The organism is Pantoea nemavictus (assembly GCF_037479095.1).
GTDB lineage: Bacteria > Pseudomonadota > Gammaproteobacteria > Enterobacterales > Enterobacteriaceae > Pantoea > Pantoea nemavictus.
Genome location: NZ_JBBGZW010000001.1, coordinates 1,783,579 through 1,800,212 on the forward strand (window position 1 = coordinate 1,783,579; position 16,634 = coordinate 1,800,212).

At 56.5% G+C, this 16,634-nt stretch carries 11 protein-coding genes; 3 read left to right on the forward strand and 8 right to left on the reverse strand.

The features are described 5' to 3' along the window. Positions 1–14: 14 nt before the first annotated feature. Positions 15–2,069, reverse strand: coding sequence for a 4-alpha-glucanotransferase (malQ, locus tag WH298_RS08190; protein WP_180822621.1), 2,055 nt, complete (start codon positions 2,067–2,069; stop codon positions 15–17). A 133-nt stretch (positions 2,070–2,202) separates the two neighbouring features. Then, a complete protein-coding gene (gene malP / locus WH298_RS08195) occupies positions 2,203–4,608 on the reverse strand; it encodes a maltodextrin phosphorylase (RefSeq protein ID WP_180822622.1) in 2,406 nt (801 codons plus the stop codon). A 378-nt stretch (positions 4,609–4,986) separates the two neighbouring features. Here malP and WH298_RS08200 point away from each other — a divergent pair, with 378 nt between their 5' ends. Then, positions 4,987–5,970, forward strand: coding sequence for an IS110 family RNA-guided transposase (locus tag WH298_RS08200; RefSeq protein ID WP_180822623.1), 984 nt, complete (start codon positions 4,987–4,989; stop codon positions 5,968–5,970). Between the two features lie 23 nt (positions 5,971–5,993). Here WH298_RS08200 and WH298_RS08205 read toward each other — a convergent pair whose 3' ends face one another. From WH298_RS08205 to glpE, 3 genes are read right to left on the reverse strand one after another with little or no spacing between them, the layout of a single operon-like run. Further along, complete coding sequence (locus tag WH298_RS08205) at positions 5,994–6,752, reverse strand: DeoR/GlpR family transcriptional regulator (protein ID WP_007892319.1); 759 nt, start codon at positions 6,750–6,752, stop codon at positions 5,994–5,996. Between the two features lie 41 nt (positions 6,753–6,793). After that, the gene (glpG, locus tag WH298_RS08210; RefSeq protein ID WP_180823707.1) at positions 6,794–7,618 is read right to left on the reverse strand and encodes a rhomboid family intramembrane serine protease GlpG; all 825 of its coding nucleotides are present in this window, start codon (positions 7,616–7,618) and stop codon (positions 6,794–6,796) included. Positions 7,619–7,650: 32 nt separating this feature from the next. Continuing rightward, positions 7,651–7,977, reverse strand: a complete 327-nt coding sequence (gene glpE, locus WH298_RS08215) for a thiosulfate sulfurtransferase GlpE (protein ID WP_007892321.1) — start codon at positions 7,975–7,977, stop codon at positions 7,651–7,653. 228 nt (positions 7,978–8,205) lie between these two features. Here glpE and glpD point away from each other — a divergent pair, with 228 nt between their 5' ends. Continuing rightward, a complete protein-coding gene (glpD, locus tag WH298_RS08220) occupies positions 8,206–9,714 on the forward strand; it encodes a glycerol-3-phosphate dehydrogenase (RefSeq protein WP_180822624.1) in 1,509 nt (502 codons plus the stop codon). Between the two features lie 129 nt (positions 9,715–9,843). On the opposite strand, the gene iolE is transcribed toward glpD, so the two are convergent. From iolE to iolD, 3 genes are all read right to left on the reverse strand, one after another. Further along, positions 9,844–10,740 (reverse strand): myo-inosose-2 dehydratase, encoded by an 897-nt coding sequence (iolE, locus tag WH298_RS08225; protein ID WP_180822625.1) that lies wholly within the window; start codon positions 10,738–10,740, stop codon positions 9,844–9,846. A 62-nt stretch (positions 10,741–10,802) separates the two neighbouring features. Continuing rightward, a complete protein-coding gene (gene iolG, locus WH298_RS08230) occupies positions 10,803–11,816 on the reverse strand; it encodes a bifunctional inositol 2-dehydrogenase/D-chiro-inositol 1-dehydrogenase (protein WP_007892325.1) in 1,014 nt (337 codons plus the stop codon). 132 nt (positions 11,817–11,948) lie between these two features. Continuing rightward, on the reverse strand, positions 11,949–13,883 hold the full coding sequence (iolD, locus tag WH298_RS08235) for a 3D-(3,5/4)-trihydroxycyclohexane-1,2-dione acylhydrolase (decyclizing) (RefSeq protein WP_049851925.1): 1,935 nt from the start codon (positions 13,881–13,883) through the stop codon (positions 11,949–11,951). A 549-nt stretch (positions 13,884–14,432) separates the two neighbouring features. Between iolD and WH298_RS08240 the strand changes: the two genes are divergently transcribed. Continuing rightward, positions 14,433–16,346, forward strand: a complete 1,914-nt coding sequence (locus tag WH298_RS08240; RefSeq protein ID WP_180822626.1) for a bifunctional 5-dehydro-2-deoxygluconokinase/5-dehydro-2-deoxyphosphogluconate aldolase — start codon at positions 14,433–14,435, stop codon at positions 16,344–16,346. Positions 16,347–16,634 lie beyond the last annotated feature (288 nt).

Genomic DNA, 16,634 nt, shown 5'->3' on the forward strand with positions numbered 1-16,634 from the left:
GCCGCGCGTTTTAACTACGCTTTCCGCCCTTCATTTACTGCTTTTAATACCTTCTGCACCTCAGGCGTGAACATCGTTTCCAGCGTGACATTCAACTTGCGACGCCAGTTAGGATATTCATTGACCGTGCCCGGTACATTGACCGGCGAAGAGATACCGAGCCAATCTTCCGGCTGTAGCCCAAGTAGTGCGCTATGGGTGCGCGCCAAATAACGGTGAAACGCCAACGTCAGCGCAGGAGATAAAGCCATGCCATCAGCTCGTTTGCCGCTACGTGCAGGCAGCGCACCGGCCTGATGCAGTGCATCCAGCAGCGCTTGTTTTTGTTTCACCCGCTGTTGCTGGAGAGATTGCAGCACGCCGTCGCGAGCATAGATGCCCAGCTTGTCACCCAGCGTTAAATCATCCGCATGCCAGAATCCGCTCAACGTCGGTAAATCATGCGTGCTGGCACTGGCAATCGACTGGCGCGGATACGCGTGCGGCTGGCGATAGCTGCCGTCGTCATGCTGCTCGAAGAACAGCACTTTCCACGAGAAAATGCCGCTGTTGCGCAGCAGGCTGACGATCTCTTGCGGTACCGTACCGAGATCTTCGCCGATCACCATGCAGCGATGGCGCTGACTCTCCAGCGCGAGGATCGCCAGCAGATCATTCACCGGATACGCCACGTAAGCCCCTTTATCGGCACTTTCGCCGTAGGGAATCCACCATAAACGCAGCAGCGCCATCACGTGATCGATGCGCAGTGCGCCGCAGTCGCGCATGTTGGCGCGCAGCAGATCGATAAACGGCTGATAACCGCGCGCACGCATCACATGCGGATCGAGCGGCGGTAACGCCCAGTTTTGTCCCTGCGGACCGAGACGATCCGGCGGTGCGCCGACTGATGCGCCAAGCTTATAGAGTTCCGGATCTTGCCAGGTTTCGGCACTGCCCTGCGCCACGCCGACCGCCAAATCGCGGTATAACCCTACCGCCATGCCCAGCTGCTGACTGTATTGCCAGCAGGCCGCAAACTGCTGCTGCGCCAGATACTGCAACCAGCTCCAGAACTGAATCTCCTCTTCGTGTGCAGCACACCATTGCTGCACTTCCGGCAACAAGGCGTTACGCCAGCCTTCCGGCCAGTTTGCCCAACCCCACTCATCGGGATGTTGCTGGCTGCGCTCGGCGAGAATGCCGTCAAAGGCGGCCTGATAACGCAGATGCTCGGCACCGTCGGCGATAAATTGCTGGAATTCGACGTCGGCTGCCGCGCGTGGCTGATAGTTTTGCCAGGCAAAACGCAGCGCGGCTAATTTCAGTTCAGCCACCGCGCTGTAATCGACAAACTCGCTGGCGCGCACTTGCTGCAGAGCCTTGCGCGTTTTAGCGCTTTTCCACCAGCGCTGGCCGTCCTGACTGTGCTGGAAATCCGCCACCTGATTGATGTCGAGATACAGCACATTGAGCCAGCGACGCGACGTGGGGCTATAAGGGCTGGCATGTTCTGGCAGCGCCGGATAGAGCGCATGCAGCGGATTAAGGCCAACAAAATCGCCGCCATGTTTAGCAATCTGTTCCAGCATCAGCCTCAAATCACCGAAATCGCCAATGCCCCAGTTACTTTCTGAACGCAGCGTGTAGAGCTGCACTAATGCACCCCAGCGTTTTTCGCCCTGTTCCAGCGGCGCTGGCAGATAGCAGCGGCGCGGGGCAATGATGATGCGCGTTTGCCACTGCTGGCGACCTTTGCGCAGGGTCAGCTGATGATAGCCCTGCGGCAGACGCGGCGGCAGCGTGAGCGATTCGCCGGCCTGCACCTCGCCGCTGAAGCTTTTGCCCTGTTCGCTGTGCAACTGCCAGGAAAAGCTGCCGCTGCCTTGCGGCGTCAGTTGGCGTTTGGCGCGGGCGGCAAACACCTGCACCGGCGGTAGCGGTGGAGCCTTGCCGACTGGGGTTTCCATCACCGCCAGCAATGCGCGTTTGGTGGCATCGCTGATCGTTTCCGGCTCGCCATGGGCATTGATAAAGCGCAGCGCGATGCCGGCATCCTGTGCCGCCTGATCCAACTTATTGAGCGTCATCCTTTCTCCTGATCATGAAATTTGCACTTACCGTAGCGGCGCGATTTATCGCGCGTTTTGATGGCAGCACCGCGCCCCTCCAGGCGTTGCGCAATAAATTGCGCCGCTACACAGCGCTGACGGATGTAATACATCAACGCGCCGCCTGCCAAATCAACTGCTGATAATCACGAATCGATCGGTCAGAGCTAAAACGGCCAGTGTGCGCGGTATTCAGGATTGCCGCGCGCGTCCAGGCTTCCGGGTTTTTCCACAGCGCTTCCACCTGCTGCTGGGCCGCGATGTAGGCATCGAAATCGGCCAGCACCAGCCAGGGATCGCCACTCTTCGTCAGGCTGTGCAGCATCAGATCAAACGCGTGCTTATCTCCCTCGCTGAACTTGCCCTTCTCCAGCTCCTTCAGCAAACCATCGAGGTAAGGATGGTGCTTACGCAGCTTTTTCGGGCTGTAACCGACCGCCTTCAGCGCTTTAACCTCGTCCACGCTATTGCCGAAGATAAAGATATTCTTCTCGCCCACCGCTTGCGCAATCTCCACGTTGGCGCCGTCCAGCGTGCCAATGGTCAGCGCACCGTTTAGCGCCAGTTTCATGTTGCCGGTACCGGAGGCTTCATAACCGGCGGTTGAGATCTGCTCAGAGAGATCGGCGGCCGGGATCATTAATTCGGCGGCGGTAATGCGGTAATCCGGAATAAACACCACTTTCAGGCGATCGCCGACCCGCGGATCGTTGTTAATCACCTCCGCCACTTTGTTAATCGCATAGATGATGTTTTTGGCAAGGTAGTAGCCGGGCGCGGCTTTGGCGCCAAACAGAAATACACGCGGCACGAAGTCGGGATTATCCGGATTATCGCGCAGCTGACGATAGCAGTGCAGCATATGCAGCAAGCTCAAATGCTGACGTTTGTACTCGTGCAGACGCTTGATCTGCACGTCAAACAGCGCATCCGGATTGATATCAATACCGGTCAAGCGTTTAACGTAAAGCGTCAGCCGCTGCTTATTTTGCTGTTTGATGGCGCGAAACTGTTGGCGGAACGTTTTCTTGCGCGCGAACGGCGCCAGCCATGCCAGCGCATCGAGATCGTTAGCCCATTCCACCTGCAAACTGTCATCAATCAGCGTCGACAGCAGCGGGTTACACTGCTTTAACCACCGGCGCGGCGTAATGCCGTTGGTGACGTTATGGAATTTGTTCGGCCACAGCTGGTGATATTCCGGAAACAGATCTTTCACCACCAGCTCGGAGTGCAGCGCCGCCACGCCGTTCACCGCGAAGCAGCTCACCACGCACAGATTCGCCATCCGCACCTGGCCTTCAGCCACCACTGCCAGCTTGTGCCACATCGCCTTATCGCCCGGCCACTGCTGTTTCACCCGCTTTTTAAACCGGCGATTAATTTCGCGGATGATCAGCCAGTGGCGTGGCAGCAAATCGCGCACCAGCCGTTCGTCCCAGCGCTCCAGCGCTTCCGGCATCAGCGTGTGATTGGTGTAGGCAAAGGTGCGGCTGGTGATGTGCCACGCGTCGTCCCAACTCAACTGATGTTCATCCAGCAGCACGCGCAGCATTTCCGGAATGGCGATGGTGGGATGCGTGTCATTGAGCTGAATCACTTCGAAATCAGGCAAGCTGCGAATGGCGCGCCCGGCGAGATGATGACGGCGCAGAATATCGCCCACCGCGCAGGCGCACTGGAAATATTGCTGCATCAGGCGCAGGCGCTTACCTTCCGCATGATTATCATTGGGATAGAGCACCTTAGTCAGCTTGTCGGCCTCGATGCCTTGCTGCTCGGCCTGCAGGAATTGGCCGTTGTTAAACGCGGTGAGATCGAACGGCTGCGCGCTGCTGGCTTTCCACAATCGCAGCGGCAGCGTGATGCCATTGCGATAACCCACCACCGGTAAATCCCAGGCTTCTCCTTTCAGCAGGATGTTGGGACGCCACTGAAGGCTGCCATCGTGATTCTCTTTTACCTTGCCGCCGATGCCGACCTGTACATCCAGCGCCGCGTTGTGACGGAACCATGGATAGCGATCGCGCTGCCAGTCGTCCGGCGCTTCCTGCTGCTGCCCGTCGGCAAACGTCTGACGAAACAGCCCATATTGATAGTTGAGGCCGTGGCCCATCGCAGCCTGACCGACGGTTGCCATCGAATCCATATAGCAGGCGGCTAAGCGCCCCAACCCGCCGTTGCCGAGTGCCGGATCCACTTCCTCCTCCAGCAGTTCGCTCAGCTCAACCTGATGTTCCGCCAGCGCGGCTTGCACGTCGTTGTACCAGCCAAGGTTAAGCAAGTTATTGCCGGTCAGGCGACCAATCAAAAACTCCATCGACAGATAATTGACGTGGCGCTGCCCTTGCTTCGGCGGTGCCGGTGGCTGGGCCGCCAGCATTTCGGCCAGCACGCTGCTCAGCGCTTGCCACCATTGATGCGGTGTCATTTGCTGGGCGGAAGTGAGTCCAAGGTGCTGCCATTGGCGGGTGAGAGCGGCGTCGAAACGTGTTTTATTGAATTTTTGCTGCGACATATCAATCCCTTCGTGTCCGTTAACGGTAAAGCCGGGGCGAGCGCAAGAGGTGAATGGATAAGTAAAGCTGCGGGCGCAGAAAAAAGCGACAGGGAAATGCGCGTGTGGTGAAAAATATCGAGGCTGATGGTTGTAGCGGCGCGATTTATCGCGCAATAAAGTGCGCCGCTTGTATCTTGAATGTGTTGCTGGTTAGCTACCAGCAACATGAAACGGAGGCAGCTTTTTGCGCCGCTTAAGACCCGATCTTGCTTCGTAGCTTTAAGCCCTCCGTTTCTCCTTTCACGCCAGCAACTACTCTGAACGGTAACCAGAAGCTCTGACTTCGTATGTACAAGGCTAGATGGCGTGATGGTTTAAGTGAAAGGGAGATATCCGATGTTCTGTCTTGGTATTGATGTCAGCAAAAACAAACTCGACCTCTGCCTGTTCCCCGGCAACGGCAAAAAGAAAACGAAATCCATCAAAAATCAGGTCGGCGTAGAACGTGACATCTGCGACTGGCTCCAGAAGCAGAAGTGCCCGCCAGAGCAGGTGATGGTGGTGATGGAAGCGACCAGCGTCTATCACGAAAACGTCGCTTACGGGCTGCACGGGAACACGCCCGTGACGGTCTGTATCGGCAATCCGCAACGGGTCAGGGAGTTTGCCCGCGGAATGGGTATCCGGACCAAAAATGACGCGGTCGACGCCGGGGTGCTGGCCCGTTACGGCGAGCTGAAACAGCCCGATGCCTGGGTTCCGCCGCCACCGGAAGTCCGCAAGCTGAAAGACCTGCTGCGTCTGCGTGACGCCATCGTTGAAGATGTGCAGCGCGCGACGAACAGGCTCGAGAAGGCGAACTCAACCCAGACGGCGGGCGAGGTGACCGACTCGCTTGAAAGAACAAAAAAATCGCATGAAAAGGAGCTGAAGCGAATAAACGCGCTGATTGACGACCACATGGATAAGAATGATGGTCTGAAAGATGATCTTAAGCTGCTGGAGTCGATAAAAGGTATCGGCGGCGTAGTGGGAACGACCATGCTGTCGGTGCTGCGTACGTGCCAGTTCCGCAATGCGGGTCAGGTAGCGGCGTGGCTGGGCGTGGTGCCGGTCGAGAAGACGTCAGGCAGTTCGGTGAGAGGGCTGGCCCGGATGTCGAAAACCGGTCCCGCCGACGTGAGAGCGAAGCTGTATATGGCCGCGATAGTAGCGGCAAGGTGGAATCGCCCCGTAAGAGCGCTGTATGAAAGGCTGATGGCGAAGGGCAAGCCAGCCAAAGTGGCGCTGGGAGCGGTGATGCGCAAACTGGTCCATCTCTGCTTCGGTGTGCTTAAAACACGAGAGCCGTGGAACGAAAACTACGTAGCTACCGCTTGACGTTCAAGACGGTAGCTACAGCCTTAACAGAGTTCCAGATGAACTTCGTGCTGTTCAATCACTTTCAGCACGCTGGCCGGCGGGCTTTGATCGGTATACATGTAATCAATCAGGCTCATATTGCCGAGGTTAACCATCGCATTACGGCCGAACTTCGAGTGATCCACCACCAGCATCACGCAGCGCGAGTTTTCGATAATCGCGCGTTTGGTGCGCACTTCGTGATAGTCAAACTCCAGCAGCGAACCGTCCATATCGATGCCGCTGATACCGAGAATGCCGTAATCAAGCCGGAACTGCGAGATGAAGTCCAGCGTCGCTTCGCCCATGATGCCGCCATCGCGCGTGCGTACTTCACCACCGGCGATGATCACGCGAAAATCCGGTTTCGCCATCAACAGAATCGCCACGTTGAGGTTGTTGGTGACCACGCGCAGATTGTTGTGATTAAGCAGCGCGTGCGCCACCGCTTCCGGCGTGGTGCCGATATCGATAAACAGCGTGGCGCCATCCGGAATCTGGCTCGCCACACGCTCGGCGATGCGCGCTTTCTCCGCTGACCACATCATCTTACGATCCTGCCAGGCGGTGTTCTCGGAACTGGACGGCAACGCCGCCCCGCCGTGATGGCGCATAATTTTATTCTGATCGGCCAGGTCGTTGAGATCGCGCCGAATGGTTTGCGGGCTGACCTCAAAGTGCTCTACCAGCTCTTCGGTACTGACATATCCCTGACGCCGGACCAGATCGATAATGGCGTCATGACGTTGCGTCTGCTTCACATCTCTCTCCTCGGCTCGAAGCCGCTGTTTTATTCGCGCTGCTAACGACGCGCGATGTTGCGCGTATCAACAAATGCCATCGCTAAACCGACCAGCAAGCCGGTAACGTGCGCCGCGTTGGCAATCGCCAGGCCAAACGCGCCGTAAAAACCAATCACCAACCACACCACCGCGAAGCCAATCAGGCCACGCTCCAGATAAATGCCACTTTCGGGATCGCGCTCACCGCGTAACCAGCAATATCCCATCAGCGCGTACACCACGCCCGACAAACCACCAAACAGCACGCCGCTAAACTTCGCCTGCATCCAGCCGGTGAGCAGCGCCGAGATCAACATAATCACAAACAGTTTGCCGGTGCCGAGACGTTTCTCGACCGCACCGCCGAGGTACCACCACCACATCAGGTTAAACAGGATATGCAGCAGCGAGAAGTGCAGCAGCGCATGACTGAACCAGCGCCACACCTGGAAATATTGCGACGCATCCGCCGGCCACGCCAGCCAGTCCAGCGCCACGTCATCGCCGACGATCTGCATCGCGATAAACACCGCGATACAGGCAATCATGATGCTCATGGTGAGCGGACCGGCGCGCTGGCGAATGTTCGCCCAAATGTGGGTGCGCTCATAGCGCAGGCCGCTGGCGGTATTACCGCTATGCCAGCTGGCAGCCTGATAACGCGGATGGTTGGGATCGCGCACGAACTGCGCGAGTTCGTTTTCGACCATCTCCAGCTTACTTTCATCATCCAACATAATGACAAAGTGGCTTTCGCGCTCAATACGTAACTTCACGCCGCGCGTCGCCATGTAGTCGACAAACGCCTGCGCCATGCGCGGATTATTAAACTGGGTGATGCGCATCATGCGGTGCTCTCCTTCCTTATGCGATGGGCTTAGGCGTCGCCGGTGGCAACCTGCGCCGGGAATGCCGCGCGCCAGGCGTCAAAGCCGCCGTCAATGCTATAGGCCGCGTTAAATCCCTGTCCAAGCAGGAACTGCGCCGCGCCTTTACTGCTGTTGCCGTGATAGCACATCACCAGTACCGGTAAATCCTGATTGGCCTTGGCGATGAAGTCCGCCAGGTTATCGTTGGTCAGATGCTGCGCGCCTGCGGCGTGGCCCATCATGAAACTTTGCGGATCGCGGATATCCACCAGCTGCGCACCTTGTGCCAGATGCTCTTGCGCCTGCAGGACATTAATACATTCGAAGGTTTCCATGGTGTCTCTCATTACTTCGTCACAATTAGCGCCTAGTTTACCCTGAGAATCTGTCGCGATAACCTGACAAGTCCTGTGGTTATGTGATTTTTTTCCTGTCGGAATGTTAGCTATATCACGCAAAAATGTTTTTATTCAGTTAACCGCTGGCGTCGATGTTGGTTTCCGATTATTATTACGCTCGAAAACGAACATTTTAGAACTATTCCGAACATCGGAGGAGATGACGTGGAAACCAAAGACCTGATCGTGATCGGCGGCGGCATTAACGGAGCCGGCATTGCAGTGGACGCTGCAGGACGCGGACTGTCGGTGCTGATGCTGGAGGCGCGGGATTTGGCCTGTGCAACCTCCTCCAACAGCTCGAAGCTGATTCACGGTGGCCTGCGCTACCTTGAACACTATGAATTCCGCCTGGTTGGCGAAGCTTTAGCCGAGCGAGAAGTGCTACTGAAAATGGCACCGCATATCGCTTTCCCGATGCGCTTCCGTCTGCCGCACCGCCCGCACCTGCGTCCGGCGTGGATGATCCGCATGGGCCTGTTTATGTACGATCGCCTCGGCAAACGTACCACGCTGCCGGGCAGTAAAAGCCTGCGTTTTGGCGCGGATTCGGCCCTCAAGCCGGAAATCACGCGCGGTTTCGAATATTCCGACTGCTGGGTTGATGATGCACGCATGGTCGTGCTCAACGCGCAGGAAGTGGAAAAACAGGGCGGCGAAGTGCGCACCCGTACTCGCGTGACCCGCGCCTGGCGTGAAGCCGGTTTGTGGATGGTGGAAGCCGAAGATATTGATAGCGGCAAAACCTATACCTGGCGCGCCAAAGGTCTGGTCAACGCGGCTGGTCCATGGGTAAAAGAGTTCTTCGACGACGGCCTGAAGCTGAAATCGCCGTACGGCATTCGTCTGATCAAAGGCAGCCACATCGTGGTGCCGCGCGTCCATCGCGAAAAGCAGGCGTATATCCTGCAGAACGAAGATAACCGTATCGTATTTGTCATTCCGTGGATGGATGAGTTCTCCATCATCGGCACCACCGACGTGGAGTACAAAGGCGATCCGAAAGACGTGAAGATTGATGACAACGAAATCAGCTACCTGCTGAAGGTGTTCAACGGACACTTCAAACAGCAGCTGAGCAAAGATGACATCGTTTGGACTTACTCGGGCGTGCGCCCGCTGTGCGATGACGAATCGGATTCGCCGCAGGCCATCACCCGCGATTACACGCTGGATGTGCATGATGACAACGGCCAGGCACCGCTGCTGTCGGTGTTTGGCGGCAAGCTGACCACCTATCGTAAGCTGGCGGAACACGCGCTGGAAAAACTGACCAAGTACTACCCGAATATCGGCCCAGCCTGGACCAAAAGCGCGGTATTGCCGGGGGGTGATTTCTCCGGTACGCGTGAAGATTACGCTGCGGGCCTGCGTCGTCGCTATCCGTTTATCAGCGAAGGTATGGCGCGCCACTTTGCCCGTACCTACGGCAGCCTTACCGAAGTGCTGCTGGAAGGCGCGAAGAGCATTGATGATTTGGGTGAGAACTTCGGTCACGAGTTCTACGAAGCCGAGCTGCGCTACCTGGTGAAAAACGAATGGGTGCGCGAGCTGGATGATGCGATTTGGCGTCGTACCAAACAAGGTATGTGGCTGAGCGAAGCTGAACAGGCGCGCATTCGTGAGTGGCTGGCGGTCAACGCACAGAAACCGGCGCTGTCGTTAGCCTCGTAATCCGAGCCAAATAAAAGGCCGTTATTCCAAATTGGATAACGGCCTTTTTTATGGAAAAACGCGCGATGAATCGCGCCGCTACGAATGTGTGCACATACTGTAGCGGCGCACTTTATTGCGTCGTTAAGCTTACAGCCCCGCATTCTCACGGATGTACTTACGCGCTTTCACCGCATATTCGAACGGATTGGCCAGCGCCGGATCCTGCTCCGCTTCCACCACCATCCAGCCTTTATAGCCGTAATCGTCGAGAATTTTGAACACCGGTTTGAAATCGATCACGCCATCGCCAGGCACGGTGAAGGTGCCCCTCTTCACGCCATCCAGGAACGACAACGATTTTTCGCGCACTTCCGCTACCACGCTGTCGCGCACGTCTTTCAGATGCACGTGGAAAATACGCGGCAGATATTTAGTCAGCACGTCCAGCATCGCCTGCTGTGACCCTTCGGAGTAATAGATGTGGCCGGTGTCATACAGCAGGCCGACATTGTCATTGGTCGATTCCATAAAGCGATCAATCTCGGCGGGCGTCTGGATGCCGGTGCCCATGTGATGGTGCAGCGTTAAACGCATGCCCTTTTTCGCGGCGATCTCGGCCAGCTCGTTGTAGCCTTCCGCCGTCAAGCGCCACTCTTCATCACTGAAGATCGGCTTCTGCTCCAGCACCGCCAGCGTGGTGCCCTGAATACTTTTGCTCTGCTCAGAGCAGCCAATCACGCGCGCGCCCATGGCATGCAGGAAGTTCATGTGATTGGTGAATTCGTCGATGGTTTTCGCTTTGTCGCCGTTGGCGAAGAAGGTGCTGAACCACGCGTTGCAGATCTGAATACCACGGATATCCAGCATCGGCTTGAGAATCGCCGGGTCGCGCGGGTATTTGCTGCCCACTTCACTGCCGGTAAAGCCGGCCAGTGCCATCTCACTGACGGTTTGCTGGAAGGTGTTTTCGCTGCCCAGCTCCGGCATGTCATCGTTGGTCCAGCCGATTGGCGCAATCGCCAGTTTTACGTTGTCTTGGTTCATCTTCAGTTCCCTGATTCACAGAGGCGGCCGCTGAGCCGCCGAGGAGTTAGCGCACAGCTCAGTTATTTGGCGTAGAAATCCGGACGCGGCGGCATAGTTACCGGCTCAATCGCACCGCTGTTCTGCGCTTTCTGGCAGGCATCGGCGGCCACGGAGGCAGCAAAGCCATCCCAGGCCGAAGGACCGGTCAACTCGCCGCTTTTTACGTCATTAATGAACGCCTGCAGCTCAACGTCGTAGGCATCAATGAAACGGTCTTTCCAATCGGTCAACAGCGGAACGCCGAGACGCGCGTTTTTGCGCGTTTGAATAGCAGAAGGTTCAGGCAGTTTCGCGATGCCCTCTTCACCCACCACTTCACACTGGATGTCGTAGCCGTACGCGCAGTTAACGAAAATCTCCACATCAATACGGATGCCTTTCTGCGTTTCGAACAGCACGATTTGCGGATCTTTCAGTTTGGCATGAGACTTCGACGTGGTACGCGGGAACACCACCTGCACGGTTTTATAATCGTCTTCCGTCAGCCAGCGCAGCACGTCCAGCTCGTGAATCAGGGTGTTGGTGATCGCCATATCGGTGGTGTAATTCTCGCCGACGCTCTGGTTGCGGTGCGCGCAGTGCAGCATCAGCGGTTCGCCGATTTCACCGTCGGTAATCACTTTTTTCAGCGCGCGATAGCCGGAATCATACGGGCGCATAAAGCCCACCTGCACCAGACGTTTGCCGTGTTTGATCTCGGCATCGACGATGCGACGGCAGCCTTCGGCGCTCAGTGCCAGCGGCTTTTCACAGAACACCGGTTTGCCCGCTGCGATGGCCGCCAGCGTGAACTCTTCGTGGGTCGGATCCCAGGATGTCACCAGCACGGCATCGACTTCTGGCGAGTTGATCACCTGATGGCCATCCTGATACACCTCGGCGTCGATATTCAGGCGTTGCAGCGCGGCACGCGCCCCTTCCACGTTGATATCAGAAACTGCCACCACTTTCGCACCCTGCAAGACGTTATTGCAGCGGCGAATGTGTTCCTGACCAATTGCACCGGTACCAATTACACCGAGTTTGAGCGTCATAATTACACCTGTAGAGTCGGATAAATATCCCTTCATACTTGAGGATGCAGGTACGTTGCCGCCTTCCTGCATCTCGAATTATGTTGGGAATAGGGTTAAACAAAGCCGGAGAAGCCCGGCCTAAAAGAGGATTTAGTACTTACGCGCCTGTTCGATATGCACGTTAAGGTTGTCAGCCACTTCCTGCGTGCGGGTCGAAGTTGAGGTCTGCGCCACACCGACGTGCCACCAGCTGAAGTATTTGTGCACCATGGTTTTTGGCAGCACTTTGATATCGAACAGCGTCGAAACGGTCTGCTGCTGCGCGTCAATCAGCGCGGCTTCCAGCTGCTCCAGCGTGGTAATGCGGTAAGTTTTGCAACCGTAGCCGCCCGCAATCGCTGCGAAGTCCACCGGCACAAAGCCACCATCCAGCTTGCCGCCTTCCGGATTACGGAAGCGGAACTCGGTGGTGAAACTGTCCATGCCGTGTTCCATCTGCAGGTTGTTGATACAACCGTTAGTCATGTTATCCAGCAGCACCACGTTGATTTTGGCCCCTTCCTGAATCGAGGTAACCAGCTCGGAGTGCAGCATCATGAACGAACCGTCGCCGACCATGACGTAGACTTCACGCTGCGGCTGCGCCAGCTTCACGCCCAGCGCGGCATTCACTTCATAGCCCATACAGGAGTAGCCGTACTCAACGTGGTACGAGTTGTAATCTTTGGTGCGCCACACGCGCTGCAGGTCGCCCGGCAGGCTGCCCGCTGCCGCGACAATCACCGCATCCTTTGGGAGCTGCTCGTTTAAGGTGCCCAGCACGCTGCTCTGCGTCAGCACCGATTGTGTCAGGCGCTCAAATTCGGCGAATAGCGCTTCACGATCGGCGTGGTCGGCGATTTCTGGAATGAAGTCGTCGGTGTTATAGGTCGCGGCGTACACGCGCTGCGTCTCTTTCAGCAGCTTGCTTTGCGACAGCTCAATCTGGCCGCCCCACTGATTTTCGAAACCTTTCAAGCCGCTTTCCAGCGCCGTCAGGCCTTCACGCGCATCCGCCAGCAGCTGCACCGCATCCAGCTTGTAGCTATCGAAGTTGCTGACGTTAAGGTTCAGATAGCTGACGTCCGGGTTCTGGAAAATCCATTTCGACGCGGTGGTGAAATCGGTGTAGCGCGTACCAATGCCAATCACCAGATCGGCCTCTTTCGCCAGCAGGTTGGCCGCCAGACAGCCGGTTTCGCCCACGCCGCCGACGTTCAGCGGGTGGTCGGAAACGATGGTGCCTTTACCGGCCTGGGTTTCAGCAAACGGAATGTTGAAGCGCTCGGCAAACTTCAGCAGCGCATCACCGGCGTCGGAATATTTCAGACCGCCGCCGACAATGATCAACGGTTTGTGTTTACGCGCAATCAGCGCCAGCGCATCGTCTAACTGCGCAGCGGTTGGCAGGCGACGATCCAGACGATGCACACGTTTCTGGAAAAAGTACTCCGGGAAGTCCCAGGCTTCAGCCTGCACATCCTGCGGCAACGCGATGGTTACTGCACCGGTTTCTGCCGGATCGGTCAGTACGCGCAGGGCATTAATGCAGGCGGTCATCAGCTGCTCTGGGCGGCTAACGCGGTCCCAGTATTTGCTCACCGCACGGAACGCGTCGTTGGTGCTGATGCTGAGATCGTGACTCTGTTCGATCTGCTGCAATACCGGATCCGGCTGGCGCGTAGCGAACACATCGCCCGGCAGTAGCAATAAAGGAATGCGGTTAGCGGTTGCGGTCGCAGCGGCCGTGATCATGTTGGCCGCGCCAGGTCCAACAGAGGAGGTACAGGCAATGATCTGACGACGCAGCGACTGTTTGGCAAAACCAATAGCAGCATGCGCCATGCCCTGCTCGTTACGGCCCTGATGCACTACCAGATCGCCGCTGTCCTGCTCCAGCGCCTGTCCCAATCCCAGCACGTTACCGTGACCGAAAATGGCAAAAATGCCCTTCACGAATTTGGTTTCCACGCCGTCAACGTTCAGGTACTGATTATCAAGGAATTTTACCAGCGCCTGTGCTGTGGTGAGTCTGATTGTGCCCATATGCTTCTTCCTTTACATGCTGGTACCTGCGGTGAGGTACATCGCGGTTCGGGTAAAAACTGCCGTTCACGGCGCCCGCGGATTAAGTGAAACGTGAGGCGATTATAAACAAATATTTTTTTCATTAAATACGATTACAGAAGAAACATTTCATTTTGCGATGGAGATCAAATTCAGCGATGAAACGTGCGCTGCATGAGCGCCGAAAGGCGGGAAAGTGGAACAATAAAAGGTCATTTGCCGGTCATAACGAAATTTCATTTCACTTCAGTAGCTTCCTTGATTCATCGCCACTTTCCTGAGACCTGGCTCACAAGCCTGACTATCACTGAAACGCCCGGTTTATGCGATGCCACATTGCGCCCTGGCCAGAGTTTTACCTGGCTCACAAAATCGTGATGGATGTTTCATTTCATATTGAAATTGGAATTTTTATTCCTCATACTGCGACCAAAGCCAATCAGGCACCATGAAAACCCGGAAGCAAAGCGCTCGATGTTGGGCGGCAGCGCCCGCAGTGTCTGCTTATCACAGAAGGAAACAACAGGTATGAGTACACAACAGAAGCGGCTTGATGTGATTTGTATCGGACGCATCGCCGTCGACCTTTATGGTCAGCAAATTGGATCACGTCTGGAAGATATGACCAGCTTCAATAAGTATCTGGGCGGTTCTTCCGGTAACGTGGCTTACGGCACAGCCATTCAGGGCCTGAAATCTGCCATGCTGGCACGCGTTGGTGACGAACATAATGGCCGCTTTTTGCGTGAAGAACTGCAACGTGCAGGCTGCAATACCGAAGGGTTGATCACCGATAAACATCGCCTCACCGGCCTGGTGATCCTCGGTATCAAAGATGAAGAGACTTTCCCGCTGATTTTCTACCGCGACAACTGCGCGGATATGGGCCTGGTGCCGGAAGATATCAACGAAGCGTTCATTACCTCTTCACGGGCGGTGGCGGTCACCGGCACGCATCTTTCGCATCCGCAAACCCGCGCGGCAGTGTTGAAAGCGCTGGATATCGCCAAACGTAACGGGCTACGCACCGCGCTGGATATCGATTATCGCCCGGTGCTGTGGGGTCTGACTTCACTCGGCGACGGCGAAACGCGTTTCATTGAATCGGGCGAAGTGACGCAACAGCTGCAGGAAGTGCTGCACTATTTCGATTTGGTGGTCGGGACGGAAGAAGAGTTCCATATCGCCGGCGGCAGCACCGATACGCTAACTGCGCTGAAAAATGTGCGTAAAGCGGGCCAGGCCACGCTGGTGTGCAAACGCGGTCCGATGGGTTGCGTGGTATTTGAAGGTGATATCCCGGATAGCTGGGAACAGACCAAATTGCAGAGCGGCGTGCGCGTTGAAGTCCTGAACGTATTGGGCGCGGGCGACGCCTTTATGTCTGGCCTGCTGCGCGGCTGGCTGAATGACGAAAGCTGGGAGCAGGCGTGCCGTTACGCGAACGCCTGTGGCGCACTGGTGGTTTCCCGCCACGGCTGTGCACCGGCGATGCCAACCAAAGAAGAGCTGGATGATTTCCTCAATCGCGATAAAGAGGTGCAACGCCCGGATCTGGATGCGCGTCTGAACCATCTGCATCGCGTCACCACGCGTAAACAGCAGTGGCCAGAGCTGAATGTGTTTGCCTTCGACCACCGTAAGCAGCTGGCCGATATGGCGCGCGAAGCGGGCGTTAGCGAAGAGCGCATTCCGCAACTGAAATTGCTGCTGCTGCGCGCGGCAGAAGAAGCGGCGAATGAAGCCGGTTTGAATGAGAAGAGCGGCATCCTCGCGGATACCACTTACGGCCAAAAAGCCCTCAACGCGATTACCGGTAAAAACTGGTGGATTGGTCGTCCGATTGAGCTGCCCAGCTCACGCCCACTGCGCCTTGAGCACGGCAACATTGGCTCGCAGCTGGTCGACTGGCCTGCCGAGCACGTGGTGAAATGCCTGGTGTTTTACCATCCGCACGACAGCGCTGAACTGCGTAAAGAGCAGGATGATCTGGTTCTTGATGTGTGGAATGGCTGTAACAAAAGTGGACATGAACTGCTGCTGGAGCTGATTCTGCCGGAGAGCAATCCGGACCGTAATGAATCCTACTATTACGAGATGCTGAGCCATTTCTACAGCCTCGGTATTCAGCCAGACTGGTGGAAACTGCCGCCGCTGTCAGCGGAGAGCTGGCAGGCCATTAGCGGATTGATCGAACAGAACGATCCGCACTGCCGCGGCATTCTGCTATTGGGTCTGGATGCGCCAGAAGAGACGCTGAAAGCCGGTTTCGCGGCAGCAGCACAAGCGCCGTGGGTGAAAGGTTTTGCCGTTGGCCGCACCATCTTCGGCCAGCCGTCACGTCAGTGGCTGCAGGGCGAACTGGACGACAAGGCGTTAATCGAAACCGTGAAAGGTAATTATCTGCGCCTGATCGGCTACTGGCGTGCGGTGCGCGGTTGAGTTGTTGAATGAGCCTGAGAGAAGCGGCAGATGGCCGCTTTTTTTTTGGCACTGTGCGCGCTGGCCCTCATCCTAACCTTCTCCCGCAAGCGGGAGAAGGAACTGTCCTCTGCGACCTGATGCCCTCACCCCGACCCTCTCCCACGGGAGAGGGCGACGCTGCCACATGTGAGTGATAGATAAAACGTTCACTCGATCGGTTCCCTCGCCCGCTAGCGGGAGAGGGTTAGGGTGAGGGAAAAGCATGCACATTCTGTGAGGCATTTCATAAACCGATGAAATAACCGT